Source organism: Pseudomonas sp. E315 (genome assembly GCF_055406205.1).
This window is the reverse complement of sequence record NZ_JBUZPJ010000013.1, coordinates 104,474-128,082: the sequence shown is the minus strand read 5'-3', so window position 1 is coordinate 128,082 and position 23,609 is coordinate 104,474. Positions and strand designations below refer to the sequence as shown.

Sequence of the window (23,609 nt, the reverse complement as noted above, 5' to 3'; positions counted from 1 at the left end):
CGTTCTCCTAAGATCGAAACAGGCGGCTGTACTGGCGCTCGTGGCCCATGCTCGCCAAAGACAAGCCGAAAGCGGCGCTGCCCAAGTGGGATAAATTCAGCGAACTGGCGTGCACTTGCGCTTGCTGCAAGCGCGGCGAAAGTTCGCTGGTCATGCGCTGCGCGGCTTGCTGGCCCAAGGGCAAGGTTTTCATCAGCACTGCCAGTTGGTTTTCCAGCCAGCTCCACAACCAGGCGGCCAAAGCATCTTGTGGGCTGATGCCCCACGCACGGGCGGCCAATGCCCAGCCAAGTGCCAGATGCGGTTCGCATTGTTGAGCGAGAAATACCCGCGCTGGCTCATCCAGTTCGGGTAATCCGGTGAGTAGTTGTTGCAGGGAATAACCCATCTGCCGACTTTCTTGATGCAGCTCGCGGGTTTCACGGCTGGCCCGATGTTCGTCGCAGTGACGCTGCAAGGCGCTCCAGTGTTCATCGGCAGCGGCTTGGCAGTGGGCGAGCAGCAAGGGCGCCTCGAAGCGGGCCAGATTGAGCAGTAACTGATCGCTGATCCAGCGTGCGGCGCTGGCCGAATCAAAGACGCGGCCTTGCTCAACGGCCATTTCTAGCCCTTGGGAATAGCTGTAGCCGCCAATGGGCAGCTGCGGGCTGGCCAGACGCAAAAGCGCCCAGGCCGGGCTCACAAACGCACGCCAAATTGATGCAGGCGTGGCGCGTAATTGAAGGCTTCTTCACCGGCGCGGGAGTGATGATGGCCACCGCCATAGGCGCCGTGTTCGGGCTGGAACGGGGCTTCAATCGACTCAGTGTGCGCGCCGAGCTGTTCAAGCATGGCCTTGAGTACGTAGTCGTCGAGCAAACGTAGCCAACCTTCCCCGACTTGCAGCGCCACGTGGCGATTGCCCAAGTGATAAGCGGCACGGGTCAGCTCAAAGGCATTGCGACAGGTCACGTGCAGCAGTTTTTCGGGGCTCGCACACACGCGCACGATGCGTCCGTCTTGGGCTTGTAGAAATTCGCCGTCATGCAAGGGCGGTTGCCCACGCTCAAGGAATAAACCCACGTCTTCGCCGTCACTGCTAAAGCAGCGCAGGCGACTTTTACTACGGGCTTCGAAGTTCAGATGTAACTCGGCACTCCACACGGGGTGGGTGTCGACTCTGCGGTGAATCACCAGCATCGGAAAGCTTCCTGCAATTAACGATGCCTTGAGTAGAGCAAGGGGCTTGCCAACCTTAGGCGTTGCAGAGAATGCGGCTTTGCGAAAGTGTTGTACGCACGCAGCGTTACGCTCGGCGCTCTTTAATGGTGCGTAGCGAGCCGCTTTTCGCACTTGTGCGGTGCAATTTTCTTACTCGGTGCTGCCCAAGCCTTGCCAGTGTTTGAGACCAATAAAAATGAAGCGCAGTTGTTGGCTGATTTTGGCTTGAGGTTGCAGGTAGTCCGGCAGTGTTTCGGCGGGCGGGTCAATCACATCAGGCAAGGCGGCGAACACACTTTTAACCACCAGATCAGCGATGACCGTGAGCCCGGCGTGGTTAAGGTGGCGCAGTTTGGGTTTAGAGCCCAGATCGGCAGCCAAGTCAGAAGTGATGTCTTCGCGCAGCGCGCCAATGGCCTGTCGCACTGGCTGAGAACCGCCATATTGCTCGCGTGCCAGAAACAGGAACTGCGAGCGATTGGCTTCTACCACGTCCAGAAAGATGCGCACCGAGGCGTTGATCACCCCGCCCATAAACAGCTCGTTATGGCGCACCAGGCGAATGGTTTCGCGAAAGGTTTGGCCCACTTCACTTACCAGCGCCAGGCCCAGTTGGTCCATGTCGCTGAAATGGCGGTAGAACCCGGTGGGCACGATGCCGGCAGTTTTGGCGACTTCGCGCAGGCTCAGGCTGCCAAAGCCGCGACCCGACTCCATCAAGTGGCGGGCAGCGTCCATCAGCGCAAGGCGAGTTTGTTGCTTCTGTTCGGCGCGAGGCAGCATTGGGGCTGGCATTCCAGACAAGGACAGCGGCGCACTCTAGCAAATCAGCTTTGATGACGTCGAACGGTGTGATGCTCAATCCAGCGGAGTCGCTGCCGAAGGCTGCAATGGGTTGCGTAGCAGCAACGGGAATCGTCGTTATCGAAGCTCGGCGCTGGCGTTTACAGAGGGCGAGTTAGCTTGCTCGTTGATTCCTTTCTGCCAGACGCTCTGCACCCCCTTCGGCAATACGATTTTGTTGGCGTTGGGTGCGATCGTAGCCATCTTCAGCCACGCGATTTTGTTGATCTAACGTGCGTTGCGCGCCGTCTTCGGCAAGTGGGTTGAGGGGCTGGCTCAGGGTGCTCGACGCGGGCTGCACTAACGGTGTTGGTTGTTCATCTGCGGGTTGGGCAAGCGCATTAAGGGCCAGCAGTGAAAGGGTCAAACCAAGCAGTAATGGGCGTTTCATGGTGTGTAAGCTCCGTAGCTGTGCATCTAAGTGGGTATGGATGCAATGCTACGCTTGGATACTCGATATCAAAGTTCATAAGGACAATGGTGATAATCAACAAAAATGATTGTTCAGGTTTAAGCTCTCTAGCCTGCGGCTCTTGAGATTTTTTCAACGAAAGCAGGCCTTAAGTTAAACCTTGAGCCACCTTTGTCAGTCGTACCTTCATACGCGTCGCAATTTGGACGTTCAGTCGTAATAAGGAGCCGTGTCATGACGCGCACCCGTAAAATTCTTGCCTCGGTTGTCGGCATTTTCGTCCTGCTGGTGGCCGTGTTGGTGGTGATTCTCGCCACTTTCGACTGGAACCGCGTTAAGCCGACGATCAACGAAAAAGTGTCTGAAATCCTTCATCGTCCGTTTGCCATTAATGGCAACCTCGCTGTGCGTTGGCAGCGCGAGGTCGAAGAAGGCGGCTGGCGTGCTTGGGTGCCTTGGCCTCATGTGATCGCTGAAGACCTGACGCTGGGTAACCCCGAATGGGCGAAAACCCCGCAAATGGCCAGCTTGAAACGCGTGGAGCTGCGCCTGTCGCCTTTGCCACTGCTGACCCAAACCGTCGCCATCCCGCGTATCGACTTAACGCAACCCAGTGCCAACCTTGTGCGTTTGGCCGATGGCCGCGCCAACTGGACCTTCACCTTCGACCCCAAAGACCCGAACGCTGAGCCGTCTAACTGGACGATGGATATCGGCGCCATTGGTTTCGACAAGGGCCATGTCACGCTCAACGACCAAACCCTGAAAACCCAACTGGATGTGTTGATTGACCCGCTGGGCAAGCCGATTCCGTTTAGCGAAATCGTCGGTGAAAGTGAGGCGAAAAAAGCAAAAGCTAAAGGGGCAGCACCTCAGGATTACGCATTCGGCCTCAAGGTTAAGGGCCAGTATCACGGCCAAACGCTCAGCGGCACTGGCAAAATTGGCGGTTTGCTGGCGTTGCAAGACGCGAACAAACCCTTCCCGCTGCAAGCCCAAGTGAGCATCGCCGACACGCAGGTGGCGCTGGCCGGTACCCTGACTGACCCGCTGAATTTGGGCGCGCTGGACTTGCGACTAAAACTGGCGGGTACGAGCCTGAGTAATCTGTATCCGCTGACGGGCGTGACATTGCCCGACTCACCGCCGTACTCCACTGACGGCCACCTGATCGCCAAACTGCACGAGTCCCAGGGCGCGACCTTCACTTACGAAAACTTCAACGGCAAGATCGGCAGCAGTGATATCCACGGCAACCTCGGCTACGTCGCGAGTAAGCCGCGGCCTAAACTGACCGGCGCTTTAGTGTCCAACCAATTGTTGATGGCCGACCTTGCGCCCTTGATTGGCGCGGACTCCAACACCAAACAACAAGCCCGGGGCAGCGACAGCAAGCAACCGAGCGGTAAAGTGTTGCCCGTCGAAGAGTTTCGTACCGAACGCTGGCGCGACATGGACGCTGACGTTGAATTCACGGGTAAGCGCATTGTTCAGAGCGCCGAGCTGCCATTCACCGACCTTTACACCCATGTGGTGCTTAAGGATGGCGAGCTAAACCTTGAGCCGCTGCGTTTTGGTGTGGCAGGCGGCAAGCTGAATGCACAAATTCGTCTTAATGGCCGCGACACGCCGTTGCAGGGGCGGGCCAAATTAACGGCGCGTAACTTCAAGCTCAAACAGTTGTTCCCCACCTTTGAACCGATGAAAACCAGCTTTGGTGAACTCAATGGCGATGCCACGATTGCGGGCACCGGCAACTCGGTGGCCAAGTTATTGGGCACGGCCAATGGCGACCTGAAGATGATCATCAACGATGGCGCTATCAGTCGTAGCCTGATGGAAATCGCTGGGCTGAACGTCGGCAATTACGTGGTGGGCAAAATCTTTGGCGACGAGGACGTGAAGATCAACTGCGCAGCGGCAGACTTTGGCATCAAGAATGGTTTGGCCAGCACGCGACTGTTTGTGTTCGATACCGAGAACGCGATCATTTACGTCGACGGCACGGCCAATTTCGCCACTGAACAGCTCGACCTGAAAATCACCCCCGAGTCCAAAGGCCTGCGTTTGTTCTCGTTGCGCTCGCCGTTGTACGTGCGCGGCACCTTCGCCAACCCGTCAGCAGGCGTACAGCCCGTACCGTTGTTGCTGCGTGGCGCTGGCATGGTTGCGCTGGGCGTGATTGCAGGCCCGGCCGCAGGGCTGTTGGCGTTAGTTGCGCCAAGTGGTGGTGAGCCCAATCAGTGCGCGCCGCTGTTGCAGCAAATGCAGCAGGGCAAAGTGCCGAAGACGGTGAAGTAAATGATTGCCGCGCCAAGAGCTGCCAAAGGCAGTTCTTGGCGTGAGGATCAGGCTGTTTTGACGTTGCGCACAGGCGTGGTCCAACGCTCCGACAAAATGACCCCGGCCAGGGTTAGAGCGCCGCCGATCAGGTGGTAGGTGTGCAGTTGTTCTTTCAACACCACGGCTGCAATCAATGCGGTTATCAGCGGCAGCAGGTTGAAAAACAAGGTGGTGCGGCTAGGGCCCAGCAGTGCCACGGCTTTCATCCACGCCAGCGGCGCGACCATTGATGCCAATACGCAGGCGTACAGCACCAGCCCGATGTTGTGTTCGTTGGGGCCGACTTTGGGTGACAGCAGGTACAGCGGCAACAACACCACAATCGCCACCAGCACTTGCAGGTAGAGCATTTGCAACGGCGGCAGACGCAGTTGCCACTTTTTGAGCAAGGTGCTGTAAATCGCGTACGCCAGGGTTGCGATTAGCATCATCGCGTCGCCCAGATTCAAGCCGTGATCCAGCAAGGCACTGAGGCTACCGCTCGACACCACGACCAATACGCCGATAAACGATACAACCGCACCCACCAAAGCCCCGGCTGTCAGGCGTTGGCCCAGGCTGATGATCGACATACTCAGCACCATAAGTGGCATCAGCGACAGGATGATGCCCATGTTGGTGGCCGAGGTGCGGGCCGCAGCGTAGTAGGCCAGGCTTTGATACACCGCCATGCCAAGCACGCCGAGGATAAAGATTTTGCCCAGATTGGGGCGGATGATTGACCAGTTGGCCATCACCGGTTTGAGCATAAAAGGGGTGAACAGCAGCCCGGCCAGTAACCAGCGATAAAAGCCGATTTCGGATGGGAAGATCGCGCCCACCGCCAGTTTGTTGATCACGGTATTGCCGGCCCAGATAAAAATAGCCAGTAGCGGGTAAGCGTATTGCATTGAAGACAACCACAAGGTGAGTAAGCCGCGATTATCCGCTTGTCTGTCTGCGCGCCTATACTTCGATCCAGCCAACCTCGCAGTGAATCCAGACAGCATGCGCAAGAATCTGATCAGCGTTCCCAAATTCGATGGATTACCGGCCCCGGTTTACTTTCGATACGCCGAGATTGAAGCCGATAGCCACGCTGCGCCGCACACTCATGCCTGGGGTTCGTTGGACTACGTGGCTCACGGGGTGATGCGCTTTGAAGTCGATGGTCAGCGTTTTATGTCTCCGCCCCAATACGCGGTGTGGGTCCCACCCAATACAGAGCACAGTGCCTACAATTCACAGGCGATTGTTTACCGCTCGGTTTATCTGGATGCAGCTCACTGCAAGCATCTGCCGAGCAGACCCGTCACGCTGGCCATCAGCGATATTCTCAAGGCGATTCTCAGTGACTTTGCCCGTCGCGATGTGAATATCCCGCAAGGTGACGCTGACGTTCGACTGGCACAGGTGTTGGTCGATCAACTGCGTCAGGCGCCGGTTCATCAGTGTTATTTGCCTTACGCCAGTCATGCCGGTTTGCTCAGTGTGCTTGAGGGGTTGCAACGCCAGCCCGGCGATAACCGCCCGCTGGGGCAATGGGCGGCGCAGGTGCATGTCAGTGAGCGCACATTGGCGCGGTTGTTTGTGCGCGAGTTAGGGATGAGCTTTGGCGAGTGGCGCCAGCGCTTGCGTTTTTTAGCGGCCATTGAGGCGTTGGAATCGTCGCGCACGGTTCAGGATGTGGGGTTTGATCTGGGTTACAGCACATCGTCGGCGTTTATTGCGATGTTTCAGCGTCAGGCGGGGTGTACGCCTGAGCAATATCGCCGTCAGGCTCAGCATCTTTGAAGCTGCGTGTAACAGAGTTTGTCTACACTCCTGAGAAGTCCGCTGCCACCGGGTGCGGCCATAAGGAGATAACTCCATGAAGATGTTGCGTGTTCCTGTGCTGCTGATGGGTTTATTGCTGTGCGCACAAGGCTTTGCAGCCACGGCTCAACAAAACAAGATGACCAGTTGCAATGCTGACGCCAGCGCCAAAACCCTCAAGGGTGATGAGCGCAAAGCTTTTATGAGTGCTTGCCTCAAAGCCAAGCCTGCGGGTGCAGCCACCCAGCAAGAAAAAATGAAAACCTGCAACGCCACGGCTGGCACCCAAGCCCTCAAAGGCGATGCACGCAAAGCTTTTATGAGTGATTGCCTGAAGAAAAAATAGGATCAATGACGGCGCAGATCTTGTAGCCGCTGACGAGGAACGAAGGCTACGTTCGGCGACGCAGTCGTCGTAAATTCAGACAATGCAGTTTGCCTGCAAGAACAGGGAGTCTGAATTCACGATCGCTTCGTAATCGAACGCAGCCGTCGTACCTTGGCAGCGGCTAAGGTAAAACGCTGATCAAACCGTGAAATTCTAGTGCTGCCCGCCGAAGGCTGGCAGACTGCCCGTCCTTTTGCGCTGCTTGTTTTGAGGCTGTATGCCATCGTTTTCTCAGCGTCACATTTTATTGGCCAGCTACATCATCATTGCTGGCGGCTTGTTACTGGTTTTCCCATTGCGCTTGTTGCCCAGCTTGCTTGCCGGGTTGTTGGTGTACGAATTGGTCAACATGCTCACGCCGCAACTACAAAGGTTGATTGCAGGGCGCCGTGCGCGTTGGTTGGCCGTGGCGTTATTGGGCACGCTGATTGTGAGTGTGTTGGCGTTGATTTTTGCCGGTGCTATCAGCTTTTTGCTGCACGAGGCTGAAAACCCCGGGGCATCGCTCAATAAGTTCATGGCTGTTGTCGACAAAGCGCGTGGGCAGTTACCGCCGTTTCTGGACAGTTACTTGCCCGCCAGTGCGGCGGAGTTTCGGGTGGCCATCGGCGCATGGGTCAACAAGCACTTGAGCGACTTGCAGTTGGTCGGAAAAGACGCTGCGCATATGTTCGTGACCTTGCTCATTGGCATGGTGCTGGGCGCCATTATTGCCTTGCAGCGCATCCCTGATGTGAGTCGCCGCAAGCCGCTGTCGGCGGCGCTGTTCGACCGTTTGCATCTGTTGGTGAAGGCGTTTCGCAATATTGTGTTTGCCCAGATCAAAATCGCGCTGCTTAACACGGCCTTTACCGGGATTTTTCTGGCGGTGGTATTGCCGCTGTTTGGTGTGCATCTGCCGCTGACCAAAACCTTGATCGTGTTGACCTTCCTGCTCGGCTTGCTGCCAGTGATTGGCAACTTGATTTCCAACACCTTGATCACCATCGTGGGCTTGTCGCTGTCCATTTGGGTGGCGGTGGGGGCGCTGGGTTACCTGATTGTTATCCACAAGCTGGAATACTTCCTGAACGCCAAGATCGTTGGCGGGCAGATCAGTGCTAAATCGTGGGAGTTGCTGCTGGCGATGCTGGTGTTTGAGGCCGCGTTCGGCCTGCCGGGGGTGGTGGCGGGGCCGATTTACTATGCGTATTTGAAGAGTGAGTTGAAGCAGGTGGAGCTGGTTTAAACCTGTCGACGCTGGCGCAGGTTGCGAGCTTTTAAAAGATCAAAAGGTCGCAGCCTTCGCCAGTGCCTACGAGTGTTGTCGGGTTAGCCGTAACGCTTTTTAGCCTCAATCGCCAAGCCGCTGCCAATGCTGCCGAAAATGTTGCCTTCGACGTGACGGGCGTTCGGCAGCATGGCCGAAACGCTCTGGCGCAGTGCCGGAATACCGCTCGAACCGCCAGTGAAAAACACTGTATCAACCTGCTCGACACCTACGCCTGCGTTGGTCAGCAACTGTGTGACGCTGTTGCGGATGCGCTCCAGTTGGTTGTCGATCGAGGCTTCGAACATCGCCCGGCTCAACTCCACGCTCAACCCGGCCTCCACACGATCCAGTGGCAAGTGGCGGCTGTCGTTGTGGGTCAGTTCGATTTTGGTTTCTTCGATTTCCATCGCCAGCCAGTGACCGGCGCGCTGCTCAATCAGCTTGAACAGGCGATCAATGCCACCTGTGTCTTCGATGTCATAGCGCATGCTGCCCAAGGCCAACTGGGATTTCTGTGAGTACACCGAGTTGATGGTGTGCCAGGTGGCCAAGTTCATGTGGTGGCTAGTTGGCATGTAGGCGCCGCTTTTCATGCGGCTGCCATAGCCGAACAAGGGCATTACGCCTTGCAGGCTCAGTTGCTTGTCAAAGTCGGTTCCGCCCACGTGTACGCCGCCGGTGGCCAGAATATCGTCTTGACGGTTGTCCATGCCGCGACGCTCGGGCGACAGGCGCACCAGCGAGAAGTCGGAGGTACCGCCACCGATGTCGACAATCAGTACCAGCTCTTCGCGTTCGATGGTGGATTCGTAGTCGAATGCGGCGGCAATGGGTTCGTACTGGAAGGACACCTCCTTGAAGCCGATTTTGCGGGCCACGTCGATCAGTGTGTTTTCAGCTTCCTGGTCGGCCATCGGGTCGTCATCGACGAAAAATACCGGGCGGCCCAGCACCACTTCTTCAAAATCACGACCGGCGGTGGCTTCGGCGCGCTGCTTGAGTTGGCCGATAAACAGCCCCAGCAAGTCTTTGAATGGCATCGCCGTGCCCAGAACGCTGGTGTCATGCTTGATCAGCTTGGAACCCAAAAGGCTTTTGAGCGAGCGCATCAGGCGGCCTTCGTAGCCTTCCAGATACTCATGCAGCGCCAGACGGCCATACACCGGGCGGCGCTCTTCAATATTGAAGAACACCACTGAGGGCAGGGTGATCTTGTCGTCCTCCAGCGCAATGAGCGTTTCCACGCCTGGGCGAAGCCAGCCGACGGTGGAGTTGGACGTGCCGAAGTCGATGCCGCAGGCACGGGCTGCAGAGGCGCTTTTCATGTCTTTCGTGTTCCGGTTAAAAAACGGCCGCGCAGTGTATGCCAGTCGGTCGCAGAACCGAAGCGCGACTATTCGTTAAATCGCAGGTTTTAATCCCCTTGAAAGACTATCCTTCATCCCCAAACTTCCAGACATTGGCTGGGCAGTTGGCTGGCGATTCTCAATGAAGCCGTAGGCTGCCGATAAACTTTTGCAGCGCCTCTTAGTCACACGGTTGAGATTGGTCAATCGATACGCCGGGCTTGTAGAGCATTCTTGGCTGGCTTGAGTGGCGCGTTATTGATAACGGATGGTGATCCTTACATGGACTTCAAAGACTATTACAAGATTCTGGGTGTGGAGCCCACGGCTGACGATAAGGCGATCAAGACCGCCTATCGCAAGCTGGCGCGCAAGTACCACCCGGATGTCAGCAAGGAAAAGGACGCCGAGAGCAAATTCAAGGACGTCAACGAAGCGTATGAGGCGCTGAAAAGTGCCGAAAAACGCGCAGAGTACGATGAACTGCGCAAATACGGTCAGCATGGCCAGCCGTTTCAGGGGCCGCCAGGTTGGCAAGGTCGCTCCAGCGGTGGTTTCGAGGACCAAGGCGATTTTTCAGACTTTTTCAGCTCGATCTTCGGTTCGCGCGGTAATGGCTTTGGTGGGCAATCAGGCCGCAGTGCGGGCCGTCGTGGGCAGGATGTAGAAATGGAATTGCCGATTTTCCTTGAAGAAACCCTGTCGGGCGAGTCCAAACAGATCAGCTTCCAGATTGGCGGAGTCAGCAAGACCCTGAACGTGAAGATCCCGGCGGGAGTGGAAGACGGCGAGCGCATCCGTCTCAAAGGCCAGGGTGGAGCAGGCGTTGGCGGCGGTGCTAATGGCGACTTGTACCTGATTATTCGCTTCGCGCCGCACCCGATGTTTGATGTAGAAGGTCACGATCTGGTCATCACTGTGCCCGTGGCACCGTGGGAAGCGGCACTGGGTACCAAGGTGGCGGTGCCTACCTTGACCAGCAAGCTAAACCTGACCATTCGCCCTGACAGCCAAAGCGGTCAGCGTTTGCGTATCAAAGGTCATGGCTTGCTGGACAAAAAAGGCCAGCGCGGTGATTTGTATGCCCAATTGAAAGTGGTCATGCCCAAACAAACCGACGAGGCCACTAAAGCGCTGTGGCAAGACCTCGCCGAAAAAGCGGCATTTGATCCGAGAGCCCAATGGAGTAACTAATCATGAGCAGCACCCTGATCGTTCAGCTGGACATGGAAAGGTTCTGCGAAGAGGCCAATATCCCGGCCACTTACGTGATAGAGATTGTCGAACACGGAATTATCGAACCTCAGGGCCGCACGCCAGACGCGTGGCGGTTTGAAGACTATGAACTGGCGATTGCAAGGCGTGCGGCCAAGCTGCGTGATGATTTGCACATAGAGTGGGAGGGCGTCGCCTTGGCGCTCGACCTGCTCGAAGAAGTGCAGCAGTTGCGCGCTGAAAACCAGCGGCTTAAGCAGCAGTTGCGCCGGTTTGTAACGGAGTAAGTCTCAACGGGTGTGGCTTCTGGCGACAGTGGCTGCACCCCTGCGCACGCTCATACATATATGTACAACCTTGGTCGCAAGGTTCCTCGATAACGTGATGACTTCATCATTTATCCAGGAACTACCGATGTCTGCGCCTAGCGAAAGCGACCTGCCTCAAGCTTATCTGCCCTCAGAACAGGGGCAGCATTATGAGTTGATCAAACAAGCCATCCCCGACTGTTTGATCAAAGCTGCGCCTGATCGGCGCAAAGCGCTCAAACACACCCAGCCCCGATTACCCGATTGGTACGCCAAGGCGACTTCGGCCCAAAGAGCGCAAATCAAACCGCTTATGGAGGCGGTGTGCGAGTCTCAAAATCAGTTGGATAAAACCCAGAGTGGCATTCAATCGGTTCAGGATTTTGGGCAAAGGCTGTTAGAGGCCGAATTGGAAGCGTTGGGCTTCTCCCTGCCAGTCAATGAAATCTGTGTGCGGCTTTACGTGCCGCAAGGCAACTTTATTACGGGCACCAGTGGGTACAAGGTGCAGACCTTTACTCTGCTGCAGGCCGCACTGCATAACTTTGAAGAACCCGAAACCCAGCCCGGTGCCTTTCCTTCGCCGTCGGGCTTTATAACGCCCCCCGATAATCTTGGGCGTTATGACACCTATCAAACAAGCCTCACGGTTGAGCGGTTTACGGCGCTGTGTCGCACGCTGGACATCGGCGGGCAGTACCAACGCCACATCCAGTCTTTTTTACGCCCTACTGGCGTAGTTACCGCGCAGGACCTGAGTGACGATTACCTGACTCACCAAAAAAACATGCTCAAGGCGGATGCCCATTTGGCGAGGCTCAAAGGTGATATTTCGCAGCGCGATTTCGAGCTGATCCAACGGATCATCGAGGGTGAGCAAGACATCACGTTAGAAGATGGGCGACAGGTCTGGTACCGGGTTCCTTACGTGGCGAAGGTAAAACTTCATGGCTGTCTGGTGATCTATCTCTCAACGAAATTCAACTATGCCGGTGAAATGATCGTCTGGATTCCAGGTGATCCCGAGCACCCGCTCAAGTTTTATGCCGCCTTTCACATGTTCAGGAACGAGATGGTTCGCAAACTGTTCGCTCCGTCATCAATGCCTGGCGTGAATGGGCTCACGCCTTACCAGCATTTCTTGACCCGTTTTATTGAGCGAAAGGATCTTGCGTACTACCACCACAGGCTGATCAAGACTGTAACCCCAGAGCCTGATCAACCTTGGGGGACTCAATGGCGTTATGCCGAACAAGGTAAGTTTTTGCTGCATGTCAGAGAACCGACATTACCGCTCAATGAATTACAAGAGCCCGAGACGCAGCTGTCTCCGATACAAACCGAATATCCAGAGATCAAACTCGCCTTGGGGTTTGTCCAAGCCCCTTGGACAGAGACTGAGCTGTGGGCTGAGTGGCTTAAGGGCATGCACAATCGCATGTTATCCGATGCCAGCATCACGGCAGTTCCGACAGTCATTGCGGATGCTAATTACCGCGCTGAGCGCCTGTCGCACTACCTGACCATTGGCATGGTGGGGCTCAATCTAGTGGCTATGGTGGTGCCGGGGTTGGGCGAAGTGATGTTGGTTGTGATGGCCGGGCAGTTGATCAGTGAAGTGATCGACGGTTTCGCCGAATGGTCTGAAGGCGATACTGATGCCGCGTGGGGGTATCTCACCGACGTTGTAGAGAACCTCGGCATGCTGGCGATAGGGGCAGGGGTTGTGCATGTTGGGCTGGTGCCTGTTATTGAAAAGCTCAGATCGGTGACACTGCCTAACGGCGCAACGCGGCTGTGGAAACCGGATCTGAAGCCCTACAAGCAATCACTCGATTTACCAGCGGGCTTTCGAACCAATAATGTCGGGCTCTACGAGTTGGCGGATCAACAAGTTTTGCCTCATGAGGGTGCGCACTATTCACTGAAAAAAGATCCGCTATCGGGTGATTACCGTGCTCAACACCCGACACAGCCTGACGCCTATCAACCTGTGTTCAGGCACAACGGTGATGGGGTGTGGGTACATGAAGGCGAGCAGCCTTCAACGTGGGAGGGCGAGAAGCTACGGCGCCGATTGGGGGCGTCCGTAGAAGGGTTGAGCGACCCCGAACTTGAGCAAATCCAGCGTGTCTGCGATGTCACTGACGATCAGCTACGCCGAATGTATGTTGAGAACGAACCGATGCCGGCTTTGTTGCGCGATGCCATTAGGCAGTACAAGGCTCAGGCTCGGGTAAAAACGTTAATCGCCGAGATCAGGAACGGCGTGCTGACAAAGCTGGCGGCCGACGAAGCCGCTTTTTTTACAGTCAGACTTCCCGGCTGGCCTAGCAGTCAATTTATTTCCATCGTAGATGTAGAAAAATCCCTGGAGCCGATAAGAACTTATGGCACAGGGACTGATGAAATCAGCATCAGCCTCACAGAACTGATGCAGGGCAAATTGCCTGAGCGCGTAGTTGACGCGTTGAGCGAGCGTCAGTTGCAAACACTGTTGGGTGAAAGTGTTCCGTGGCCGCGTGATGCCCGAGTGGAAGAGTTTAAGCAGCAACTGGCGCGTCATATGGAAAAGAACAGCAAGCGGCTGTTTGACAGCCTGAGCGTCACCGTATTGCCTGAGCACGATCTGAATTATGAGTCGATTAGGCTGATTCAACGTGTTTACAGTCGTCTGTCTGTTGGTGCTGTGCGCGAGTTGCTGGCGAGTGCGCGCCCTGCAGAGCACGCCCTGTTAGGCCAAGGGAAAATCCCTTTGCGCATCGGACAGGCAGCCCGCAAATTACAGCGTAATGCGCGCTTGGCTCAGGCTTACAGCGGGCTTTATTTGGAAGACTTGGTCAATGTCGATACTGAAGCGCTGGTTTTAAACTCTGTCGAAAACATCCCCGGTTGGCATGACGATCTGCGGCTGGAAATACGCGTGGGTCATTATCAGGGTGAGTTGCGCGCCAGCTACGGCCCAGAGAGCGCAACCAATCGCAAAGTGCTGGTTAAAACCCAGGATGAGAAATACGAAACCTATGATGAGCACGAAAATGCTCTGCATGGCAGCGACGATCTTTATCGCAGTATTCAGCATGCCCTGACAGATGATCATCGTGCATCGCTGAGCCTGCCCCATGTTTGGCAAGGCGATGAGCTGAAATTAAAAATTCAGCAACACGCACTGCCGCGCGACCAGTTGCGAACCTTGTTGAAGATTCAGCCTGAGCGGCTGCCTTTTTATGTTCAACCCATGTATGTGTCCACCCAACAATTGGGCTACCCGTTGAGCGGCCGGGGCGCGGTATCAACGGCACGTATATTGGCCGAGCAAGACATGCAAGCCAAGTACCGCAAGCTTTACCCAACCTTGTCGGAAGAGGCCGTAGTGATGGCGTTGCAGCCGTTCTTGGATGTCAGCCTCGAGCATGCACAAGCGTGGCTGATTAGCCTTGAAAGAGAGTATCGAACGTTAGATGTGATGCTTAATAACTGGTTAATCTCGCCCATTGATGGCGTTACCCCACGTGGGGAGGCTTTAACAGAGCCTCAGCGTTTGATAGTGCTAGCCCGGCATAAGGTCAGAAGCAAATTGCTCAATGCCTGGAGCAAAACGGGGGACAAGTACATTGATAGCTATGGCAGGGCAGGGGAAATTATTGATTTAGACGGAGCTGCATTAAATGGGGTGCTGGAAACTCTGCCCGTACTACAGGCGAACTTTGATCATGTCAGCGAAGTTAACTTAAACGGGGCTCTTGTATCTGATGGGATTAATGAGTTTCTGTCATTGTTTAAAAACCTCCGCGGGCTGGATCTTTCCAATAATCATTTAACGCGTCTGCCTGCGGCAATAAGCAACATGCCCCATATGGAACAACTGTCAGTTATTCGAAATGACATTGTGTTGACTGAAGAGGCCGTCGCACAGTTACGAGGCTTGGACAGAATGACTTTTATGTCATTTGCCGGTAACGCGTCGCTGGGATTAGCGCCCGATATCGCTCAAATGCCTCGGCTGGATATCTTGTATCTCGAAGCCTGCGGGCTTGATCGCTGGCCCACTGGGTTATTTGATCAGCCAAGGCCTCGGGACTTCGTGCTGGACTTGGCCAACAATCCGCTGGCTCATATCCCGGACGCGATACCTAATTCTGATCAGGTTCGGATACTCGCGCACACTGAAGTAACGGCTGATGTTATCTCTCAAGACGTTTTAGCGAGGCTGAATCAGTATCGCGAGTCCCTGGGGCTTGAAAATCAGCAGCAGTTTTTTCAACAGGGAACCCTTGGCAGTGACATTTGGATGGGCGATGCAACGGCTGAGCAGCAAGCGTTAAAGCAAGTGCTTTGGGATAGCGTGGAAGCAGAACCTGGTTCCGATCCGTTTTTCATTGAAATTGCAAAGCTCAATAGAAGCTGGGCACAAAGAAGCCCAGCGTTCAAAGCCGATATGCAGGCGAAAGTGTGGCGTATGCTTGGGGCCATTGAGAAAGACGCAGACCTTCGTCGCAAATTGTTTGAAATGGCCAAGGCACCTGCTACCTGTGTTGATGCGGGTGCGCAATTGTTTAATGCAATGGGTGTAAGGGTACTTCTGCACGAGGCCTATAGGGCGCCCACTGAAGCATTGGTCAAATTTCAGGTGTATCAACTGGCGATAGGCAGAAGCAGGCTAGATGTGTTGGGTCGTATTGCAAGGGCTCGTATTAGTGAGTGGCAAGCACAGGGGCGGGAAAATATTGATGAGGTTGAAGTCTATTTGGCCTACACCAGCAAACTGGCCAATCGATTAAATTTGCCTTGGCAGTCTGAAATGTTTTTCGATGAGCCGGATGTTACCCCGCAGATGCTTGATAGTGCGTATGAATACGTACGGGGCCTAGAAGTCGGTGATGGGTTACGTAATCAGCTAGTTGAAATGTCGTTTTGGCGCAAATTCATCGAACGTACCCATAGCCACGAATTCGGTGCGCTTAAAGGGCAGTACGATGCGTTGTCTGAGTATCAAGGGGCGCAAACTACGTTATTTAGCAATGGGCATTTATCGGATCGCCAGCAGCATGCGTTACGTGCCGAAATTGATATGGCGGCTCGCGTATTGAACATCCCGAGGGCTGATATTTTTTATGGGCAGCCGATGACAGATGAGGCTTACAACAATAGGTTTATTCTTTTGGGGCAAGATAAAAACGCTCTGTACGAAACCCTGACTGATCAATTTATAAACAGCCAGTTACAGCAAGCGTAAGACAAAATAGCGGCACAGACCCAGTGAGCACGCTGACAACGTGCTCGACTGTAGTCGGTAATAAATGGCGCTCATACATATGTACAGTCTGAAGCTCAAGGCTTCTCGATAAGTTCATGACTCAATTACTTATCAAGGTGTTACCAATGTCTGAGTCCCACGAGACAACTATGCTTGAGTTGGAATTGCCTGCCGAGCAAGGGCAGCATTATTCCCTGATCAAACAGGCGATTCCTGACTGCCTGATTAACGCCGGGCCACATCGGCGCACTGCTTTAAAGCAAACAAAGCCTCGCTTCCCGGCGTGGTACGTACACTCGACGTCTGCGCAAAAAGCACACATAAAACCTCTGCTGGAAGCCGTTTGCACGTCTCAAAACACGCTGGATAAAACCCTCAGTGGCATTCAGACGGCCGAAGAGTTTGGGCAGTCATTGCTAGAGGCCGGGTTGAAGAACATCGGTTTTTCACTGGCTGTCCATGATATTTCTTTGCGGCTTTATGTGCCGCAGGGCAACTTTATTATTGGCACCTCGGGGTATAAGGTGCAGACCTTTACGGTATTGCAAGCCGCGCTGCATAACTTTGAGGAACCTGAAACCCAGTCGGATTATTTCTCTTCACCTTCGGGTTTTATTACCACTCCCGATAGCCTGGGGCGTTATCAACCCTATGAAACAGAACTGACCGTTGAGCGCTTTGCGGCACTGTGCCGCACATTGGATATTGGCGGGCAGTACCAGCGCTACCTTCAAGCCTTCTTTCGCCCGACCGGTGTGGTGACTGAGCAGAACCTGCGGCATCAGTACATCACTCACCAAAAAGATGCCCTCAGGGCGGATGCGTTTTTGGCGCAACTAAAAGGCGATATTACGCAGAGCCACTTCGAGCTTGTGGAGCGCATCATTAATGATGAGCAAGCCATCATGCTCAGTGATGACCTGCAAGTCTGGTATCGCATTCCCAGCGTGATGAGCATTAGCCTTCATGGCTGTCTGGTGATTGACCTGAGTGTTAAATATCACTACACCAGCGGCATTATTGTGTGGATTCCGGGTGACCCCGAGCATCCGTTCAAGTACTACGCCACCTTTGACGCCTTCAGCGACGAGCTGACTCGCAAGCTGTCGGCACCATCGTCCGCAGAGGTGAATGGGCTTACGCCTTATCAGCATTTTCTGACGCGCTTCATTGAGCGTAAACACCTGCCTTACTACTACCGCAGGTTGACCAAGGTTTCGACAAGCGAGCCTGCCCAGCCGTGGGGGACTGAGTGGCGTCGTGCCGAACAGGGAAAATTTTTATTGCATGTGCGTGAGCCTGCCGCGTCGCTCAACCAAGAGTCAGCGATTTCTACGCAACCGCCTCGGATGTTCAGTGAAAAACTGTCATTTCATGTCAACGCTCACTCCATCCACGGCTTGTGGGCGCAGGTTGAGGTGTGGGGGGCGCTGTTTGACGTCATGCACAGCCGAGCATTTTCTGATGCCGAAATATCTGCTGTCCCTACCGCAGATACAGATGCCAGCTACCGCGCCAAGCGGCTGTCGCACTACCTGACCATCGGCATGTTGGGGCTCAATCTGGTGTCGATGATGGTGCCGGGGTTAGGTGAGGTGATGCTGGTCGTGATGGCCGGGCAGTTGATGTACGAGGTGCTCGATGGTTTTGTCGAGTGGTCTGAAGGCGATACGGATGCCGCTTGGGGGCATCTCACTGATGTGGTGGAAAATCTGGCCATGCTGGCTGTCGGCGGGGCGGTGGTGCATGTCGCCGTGGTGCCAGCCATCGAAAAACTCAAGGCGGTCACTTTGCCTGAAGGGGCTACGCGGTTGTGGAAGCCCGATCTGGCCCCTTACAAGCAGTCGATTAATTTCCCGACTGACTCATGGGTGAACGAGGCAGGGCTGCACACTCACAATGGTCAGCAGACGTTGCTGCATGAGGGGGCGCAGTATCTGCTGAAAAAAGACCCCGTATTCGATGAGTACCGCGCCCAGCACCCCACTCGCCCCGAGGCGTATCAGCCTAAATTCAGGTACAACGGCGATGGCGTTTGGGTGCACGAAGGTGAGCAACCGATGACCTGGGAAGGAGAGACGTTGCGCCGGCGTCTGGGGCCATCGGTGGAGGGGCTGAGCGATAGCGAACTGCAGCAAATTCTGAGCATCAGTGATGTGTCAGAAGATCAGTTGCGCCGCCTGTATGTCGAAAACGAACCGACGCCCATGTTATTGCGTGATGCCATCCGCCAATTTCATAACTACGCCAAGGCCAAATCAGTCGTCGCCCAAGTGCGGGCGGGGGCAATGTCTAGAGATGTGTGTGCGTATGCGGCGCACTTTGCGGTTGAGTTACCGCGCTGGCCACGCAACACGTCAATTTCAGTCGTTGAGGCCGACGGTGCGTTACAGCCCCCGGCAATCGCGGGCGGTGAACAAGCTGGCGCGGTCATTCGCATCACTGACGTTGAGCTGATGAGCGGAAAGTTACCGGAGCGTGTGGTCGATGCCTTAAGCGCAAGCGAGCTGGACGATTTGCTAGGGGCCAATATCCCTACGCGGCGTGATGCGCGCATTGAAGTCTTCAAGCAACGACTGGCCATGTACATGGAAAACAACAGACTGCGGTTGTTTGAAAGTTTGAACGCCGACGCAGTCGTTGAAACCGACCCGGACTTCAATTCGATTGAGTTGTTTGCGCGGGTCTACACGCGCTTGCCTACTGCCAGCGTGCGGGAGTTGCTGGCCAGCGCCTCGCCTGCAGAAACGACCTTGCTCGCCCAAGGGAAAATCCCATTAAGGTTGGGGCGTATTGCGCACAGGCTACAACGCGACGTGCGACTGTCTCAGGCATACCGAGGGCTTTATCTGCAAGACCTGGTCAATGGCGACACTGAAACATTGGTTCTCAATACCCTGGAAAACCTGCCCGGCTGGACAAATGGCCTGCGTCTTGAAATACGAGATGGCAGTTTCCGCGGGCCACTGCGGGCCAGTTTTGGACCGCCCAAAGCGACTCAGCGCAAGGTGCTGGTCAGAACGGGTAATGGCGCCTACGAGGCCTACGACCAAGTGGAGAACGCGCTTCATGGCCGTGATGATTTGTATCGCAGCCTGCAACATGCGCTGCCTGACGCTCATCGGGCCTCTTTAGGTTTGCCCCACAGCTGGCAAGGTGATGAGTTGAAACTCAGCATCCAGCAACACGCACTGTCACGCGTTGAGCTGCGCCCGCTGCTGAAGATGCAACCCGAAACGCCCGACTTTTTTAACGCCCCCAAACAGTTAATGACGGGGCGGCTGGGCTATCTGCTCAGTGGTCGAGGTGCCCCGGGCGCGTTCAGGCTAGGGGAGTTGAACGCCAGATACCGCGTGCTGTACCCGACAGAGGCCCGCGTCAGTGTCGGGGAGTGGGCGATGTCTGATTGGTACATGGACTTTAAGTCGTTTATGCGGCTTCACGGTGAACAGACCGAGCAGCGACTGATTGACCTTGAACGTGAGTATTGGAAGCTGGAAACGACACTGCTTGAATGGACTGCATCGCCGATTAACGGCGTTCCTGTTACCAGCGTTTTAACGGGGGCTCAGCGGGCGATCCTGCGCGACAGAAAAATTGTCAGAGCAATGCTGACTGATGCTTGGCGAAGAGTAGGCGACAAGGATGTGCTCTCCGGCAGAGTGTTGGGTGAACGCTTGGAGTTTGATCAAAAAAATCTGCGCGAAGTGCTCGAAAGCTTGCCTGCGCTGGAGGCCAACTTTGATCACGTCAGTGCAATTACATTGCGAAATACTCAGGTTACAGACGGCATTAACACCTTTTTGTCCTCGTTTAAGCGCGTACGTGAACTTGATCTTTCGGGTAATCAGCTAACACGCATTCCTGAGGCGATCGCCGACATTCCTCATCTAGAAGCGCTGGGGCTTCAGAACAATCGAATTGTGTTAACGGATGAGTCAGTTGCTCAATTGCGTAGGCTTGTAAGGATGGAGTTGTTATCGCTGTCAGGTAATCCGTTGGGCAAACAAGTCGACATCTCTCAGATGCCCAACCTCAGGGCGTTGCATCTCTTTAACTGTGGGCTTGATCGTTGGCCAACAGGTTTTTTGAGCAAACCCAGACCACGTGGATTCCTGATTGATTTGAGGGATAACCCGCTGACGGTTATCGCCGACGTGGCGCCCGGCTCTCATAAGGCTGGAATGCTGGCAAGTAGTGCCGTGAGTGTCGATAGCGTGTCACCGACTGTGTGGGAAACACTGAGTCAGTATCGCGAATCCGTGGGGTATGACACTTACCGGCAATCGCCCCGAATGGGCCGGATGGGCAGTGAATTTTGGATGCGAGATTTACCTGCAGAGCAGCGAGTCTTGAAATCTGCTCTGTGGGATAGCGTTGAAGCAGAAGTCGGTTCAGAACCGTTTTTCGATGCCATTTATCAACTGTCCGAAGGGTGGAGCAACAGAACACCAGCGTTTAAGGTCGATATGCAGGCCAAAGTCTGGCGCATGTTGCAAGCCATCGAAGCGTCCCCAGTTGTGCGCGATAAATTGTTCGACATGGCGTTGGCGCCTACAACCTGTGTTGATGCCGGGGCTCAGTTGTTCAATGCGATGGGCGTTGAGGTGCTCGCGTATGAGGCCTACGCGTCAGGCAGTCCTGAACTGCTCAGGTCCAAGCTTTTCTCATTGGCCAAAGGCAGAGCCAGGCTGGATGAATTAGGGCGAATCGCAAGGGCGCGGGTCACAGAATTACTGGAGCAAGGGCGGGTAATGCCCGAGTTCGATGTAAATGGGTTCCCCGTTGTGCGGCGAGATGCGCAGGGTGAGCCGATCCCACTCATTGACGAGGTGGAAATTTATCTGGCGTACACCAGTAAACTGGCCGCGCGACTGGAGCTACCTTGGCAGTCAGAGATGTTTTTCACTGAGCCCGATGTGACCCCAGCAATGCTGGAGAGTGCTTATGAGCGCGTGCTGACGTTGGAGGAGGAAGATGGCCTGCGTGAGCAATTGATTGAAATGCCGCTGTGGCGCGAGTTCATTGAGCGCACCAACAGCAGCGTGTTTGGCACGTTGCGAGAAAAAAATGCGGCGTTATTTGATTTTCATGAGGCCCAAGAAAATCTGCTCATGAACCCGGATTTGCCCGAGGAGAAAAAGCAGGTTTGGCATACCGAGATCGACCAAGCGGTTCGCAAGTTGGGCATGCCGCAGAGTGAGGTTGTTTATGGTCGAGCGATGACCGAAGCCGAATTTGACGCGGCTTTTGTAGATTTGGATGCAGAAATGAAAGCGTTGTACCGAACGCTGACTGATCGGGTCATCAGCAACCAGCAAGAGCTGGCGCTAGACGATGCAGCGGCACCGCTCTCCTGAGACGTTGCCCTGTATTGCCAGGCCCAAGGTCACGGTTCATGCCGTGGCCTTGGGCCTTTTTACTGAGACGTCCTTAATCAAAACAAAAAATAACGCTGCGCCATTGGCAGTACGTCTGCGGGCTCACACCACAGTAGTACGCCATCGGCCTTGACCTGATACGTCTGGGGATCGACCTCGATATTGGGCAGATATCCGTTGTGAATCAGGTTGGTTTTTTGCACATCGCGACAGCCTTTGACCACCGCGATTTGCTTCTTCAAGCCCAGTGTTTCAGGTACGCCAGCATCGAATGCGGCCTGGCTGATAAACGTCAGGCAGGTGGCATGGCGCGAACCGCCATAGCTGGCGAACATGGGGCGGTAATGCACCGGTTGAGGCGTTGGGATCGAAGCGTTCGCGTCGCCCATCAGGCTGGCGGCAATGGCTCCTCCCTTGAGAATCAGGGTCGGTTTAACCCCAAAAAAGGCAGGACGCCACAGCACCAAATCGGCCCACTTACCCACTTCAATCGACCCCACTTCATGGCTCACGCCGTGGGTGATGGCCGGGTTGATGGTGTATTTGGCGATGTAACGCTTGGCGCGAAAGTTATCGTTGCCGGGGCTGTCTTCGGCCAGTGGGCCGCGTTGTTTTTTCATCTTGTCGGCGGTTTGCCACGTGCGCGTGATGACCTCGCCCACGCGGCCCATTGCCTGGCTGTCGGAGCTGATCATCGAGAACGCGCCAAGGTCGTGCAGGATGTCTTCGGCGGCGATGGTTTCGCGGCGGATGCGGCTTTCAGCGAAGGCCACATCTTCGGCAATACTCGGGTCAAGGTGATGGCACACCATCAGCATGTCGAGGTGTTCGTCGATGGTGTTACGGGTAAAAGGGCGCGTCGGGTTGGTCGAACTGGGCAGCACATTGGTCAGGCCGCAGGCCTTGATGATGTCCGGTGCATGGCCGCCGCCTGCGCCTTCGGTGTGATAGGTGTGAATAGTGCGACCCTTAAACGCGGCCAGCGTGGTTTCGACAAACCCGGACTCATTGAGCGTGTCGCTATGGATCGCCACTTGCACGTCGTACAGATCCGCCACGTTCAGGCAATTATCGATGGCGGCGGGCGTGGTGCCCCAGTCTTCATGCAGCTTCAGGCCGATGGCTCCGGCCTCCACTTGCTCGATTAAGGGTTGCGCCAGGCTGGCGTTGCCTTTGCCGGTAAAGCCCATGTTCATCGGGAACGAGTCAGCGGCTTGCAGCATGCGCGCCATGTGCCACGGGCCCGAGGTGCAGGTGGTGGCGTTAGTGCCTGTCGCAGGCCCCGTGCCGCCGCCGATCATGGTCGTGACGCCGCTCATGAGGGCTTCTTCGATCTGCTGCGGGCAGATGAAGTGGATATGGGTGTCGACCCCGCCAGCCGTCAGAATCATGCCTTCACCGGCAATGACTTCGGTGCTGGCGCCAATGGCGATGGTCACGTTGGGCTGAATATCCGGGTTGCCAGCTTTGCCGATGGCATGAATGCGGCCGTTTTTAAGCCCCACGTCGGCTTTGACGATGCCCCAGTGATCGACGATCAGCGCGTTGGTAATCAGCGTGTCCACCACTTCAGCGGCGAGTAACTGGCTTTGGCCCATGCCGTCGCGAATCACCTTACCGCCCCCAAACTTCACTTCTTCGCCGTAGGTGGTGAAGTCTTGCTCAACCTCGATCCACAGCTCGGTGTCGGCCAAACGAACCTTATCGCCAACAGTGGGGCCGAACATATCAGCGTAAGCCTGACGAGAAATTTTCATTGCGAGTTCCTAAGCATGTAAACCAAACCCTGTAGTCGCTGCCGAAGGCTGCGATAAGGGCCGAAGGACCTTCGTTTGCGTTGGATTTGCGAGCTGCTGCGGCAGCGACTACA

The 23,609-nt window shown here is 55.2% G+C and carries 16 protein-coding genes; 8 read left to right on the top strand and 8 right to left on the bottom strand.

What is annotated here, in order from left to right:
- Window positions 1-7 precede the first annotated feature (7 nt).
- The 4 genes from ACZRJQ_RS17695 to ACZRJQ_RS17680 all read right to left on the bottom strand — a co-directional run bounded on the left by ACZRJQ_RS17695 (window position 8) and on the right by ACZRJQ_RS17680 (window position 2,434).
- Entirely contained in the window at window positions 8-682 is a 675-nt protein-coding gene (locus tag ACZRJQ_RS17695) for an urease accessory protein UreF (protein ID WP_463979621.1), read from the bottom strand.
- Entirely contained in the window at window positions 679-1,179 is a 501-nt protein-coding gene (gene ureE, locus ACZRJQ_RS17690; protein WP_463979620.1) for an urease accessory protein UreE, read from the bottom strand. Before ureE ends, ACZRJQ_RS17695 begins: the two co-directional genes overlap by 4 nt.
- A 171-nt stretch (window positions 1,180-1,350) precedes the next feature.
- Window positions 1,351-1,983, bottom strand: a complete 633-nt coding sequence (locus tag ACZRJQ_RS17685) for a TetR family transcriptional regulator (protein WP_463979619.1) — start codon at window positions 1,981-1,983, stop codon at window positions 1,351-1,353.
- A 175-nt stretch (window positions 1,984-2,158) separates the two neighbouring features.
- Window positions 2,159-2,434, bottom strand: coding sequence for a hypothetical protein (locus tag ACZRJQ_RS17680; RefSeq protein ID WP_463979618.1), 276 nt, complete (start codon window positions 2,432-2,434; stop codon window positions 2,159-2,161).
- Window positions 2,435-2,689: 255 nt separating this feature from the next.
- On the opposite strand from ACZRJQ_RS17680, the gene ACZRJQ_RS17675 reads away from it, so the two are divergent.
- Entirely contained in the window at window positions 2,690-4,756 is a 2,067-nt protein-coding gene (locus ACZRJQ_RS17675; RefSeq protein WP_463979617.1) for an AsmA family protein, read from the top strand.
- Window positions 4,757-4,803: 47 nt separating this feature from the next.
- On the opposite strand, the gene ACZRJQ_RS17670 is transcribed toward ACZRJQ_RS17675, so the two are convergent.
- Entirely contained in the window at window positions 4,804-5,688 is an 885-nt protein-coding gene (locus ACZRJQ_RS17670) for a DMT family transporter (RefSeq protein WP_463979616.1), read from the bottom strand.
- 97 nt (window positions 5,689-5,785) lie between these two features.
- Between ACZRJQ_RS17670 and ACZRJQ_RS17665 the strand changes: the two genes are divergently transcribed.
- Both ACZRJQ_RS17665 and ACZRJQ_RS17660 read left to right on the top strand, forming a co-directional pair.
- The gene (locus ACZRJQ_RS17665; protein ID WP_463979615.1) at window positions 5,786-6,571 is read left to right on the top strand and encodes an AraC family transcriptional regulator; all 786 of its coding nucleotides are present in this window, start codon (window positions 5,786-5,788) and stop codon (window positions 6,569-6,571) included.
- Between the two features lie 76 nt (window positions 6,572-6,647).
- Window positions 6,648-6,938, top strand: coding sequence for a PsiF family protein (locus ACZRJQ_RS17660; protein ID WP_463979614.1), 291 nt, complete (start codon window positions 6,648-6,650; stop codon window positions 6,936-6,938).
- 163 nt (window positions 6,939-7,101) lie between these two features.
- On the opposite strand, the gene ACZRJQ_RS17655 is transcribed toward ACZRJQ_RS17660, so the two are convergent.
- Window positions 7,102-7,221 carry a hypothetical protein gene (locus ACZRJQ_RS17655; protein ID WP_463979613.1) on the bottom strand — a complete coding sequence of 40 codons (120 nt, stop codon included), beginning with the start codon at window positions 7,219-7,221 and terminating at the stop codon, window positions 7,102-7,104.
- On the opposite strand from ACZRJQ_RS17655, the gene ACZRJQ_RS17650 reads away from it, so the two are divergent.
- A complete protein-coding gene (locus ACZRJQ_RS17650) occupies window positions 7,198-8,208 on the top strand; it encodes an AI-2E family transporter (RefSeq protein ID WP_463979612.1) in 1,011 nt (336 codons plus the stop codon). The genes ACZRJQ_RS17655 and ACZRJQ_RS17650 overlap by 24 nt on opposite strands.
- Window positions 8,209-8,291: 83 nt before the next feature.
- On the opposite strand, the gene ACZRJQ_RS17645 is transcribed toward ACZRJQ_RS17650, so the two are convergent.
- On the bottom strand, window positions 8,292-9,557 hold the full coding sequence (locus ACZRJQ_RS17645) for an Hsp70 family protein (protein ID WP_463979611.1): 1,266 nt from the start codon (window positions 9,555-9,557) through the stop codon (window positions 8,292-8,294).
- Window positions 9,558-9,860: 303 nt separating this feature from the next.
- On the opposite strand from ACZRJQ_RS17645, the gene cbpA reads away from it, so the two are divergent.
- From cbpA to ACZRJQ_RS17625, 4 genes are all read left to right on the top strand, one after another.
- Window positions 9,861-10,772: a curved DNA-binding protein gene (gene cbpA, locus ACZRJQ_RS17640; RefSeq protein WP_463979643.1), complete on the top strand. Its 912-nt coding sequence runs from the start codon at window positions 9,861-9,863 to the stop codon at window positions 10,770-10,772.
- A gap of 2 nt (window positions 10,773-10,774) precedes the next feature.
- A complete protein-coding gene (locus ACZRJQ_RS17635; RefSeq protein WP_463979610.1) occupies window positions 10,775-11,080 on the top strand; it encodes a chaperone modulator CbpM in 306 nt (101 codons plus the stop codon).
- Between the two features lie 127 nt (window positions 11,081-11,207).
- Window positions 11,208-16,337, top strand: a complete 5,130-nt coding sequence (locus tag ACZRJQ_RS17630; RefSeq protein ID WP_463979609.1) for an NEL-type E3 ubiquitin ligase domain-containing protein — start codon at window positions 11,208-11,210, stop codon at window positions 16,335-16,337.
- Window positions 16,338-16,483: 146 nt separating this feature from the next.
- Window positions 16,484-21,718: an NEL-type E3 ubiquitin ligase domain-containing protein gene (locus ACZRJQ_RS17625; RefSeq protein ID WP_463979608.1), complete on the top strand. Its 5,235-nt coding sequence runs from the start codon at window positions 16,484-16,486 to the stop codon at window positions 21,716-21,718.
- Window positions 21,719-21,795: 77 nt separating this feature from the next.
- Here ACZRJQ_RS17625 and ureC read toward each other — a convergent pair whose 3' ends face one another.
- Entirely contained in the window at window positions 21,796-23,496 is a 1,701-nt protein-coding gene (ureC, locus tag ACZRJQ_RS17620; RefSeq protein ID WP_463979607.1) for an urease subunit alpha, read from the bottom strand.
- Window positions 23,497-23,609: the final 113 nt, after the last annotated feature.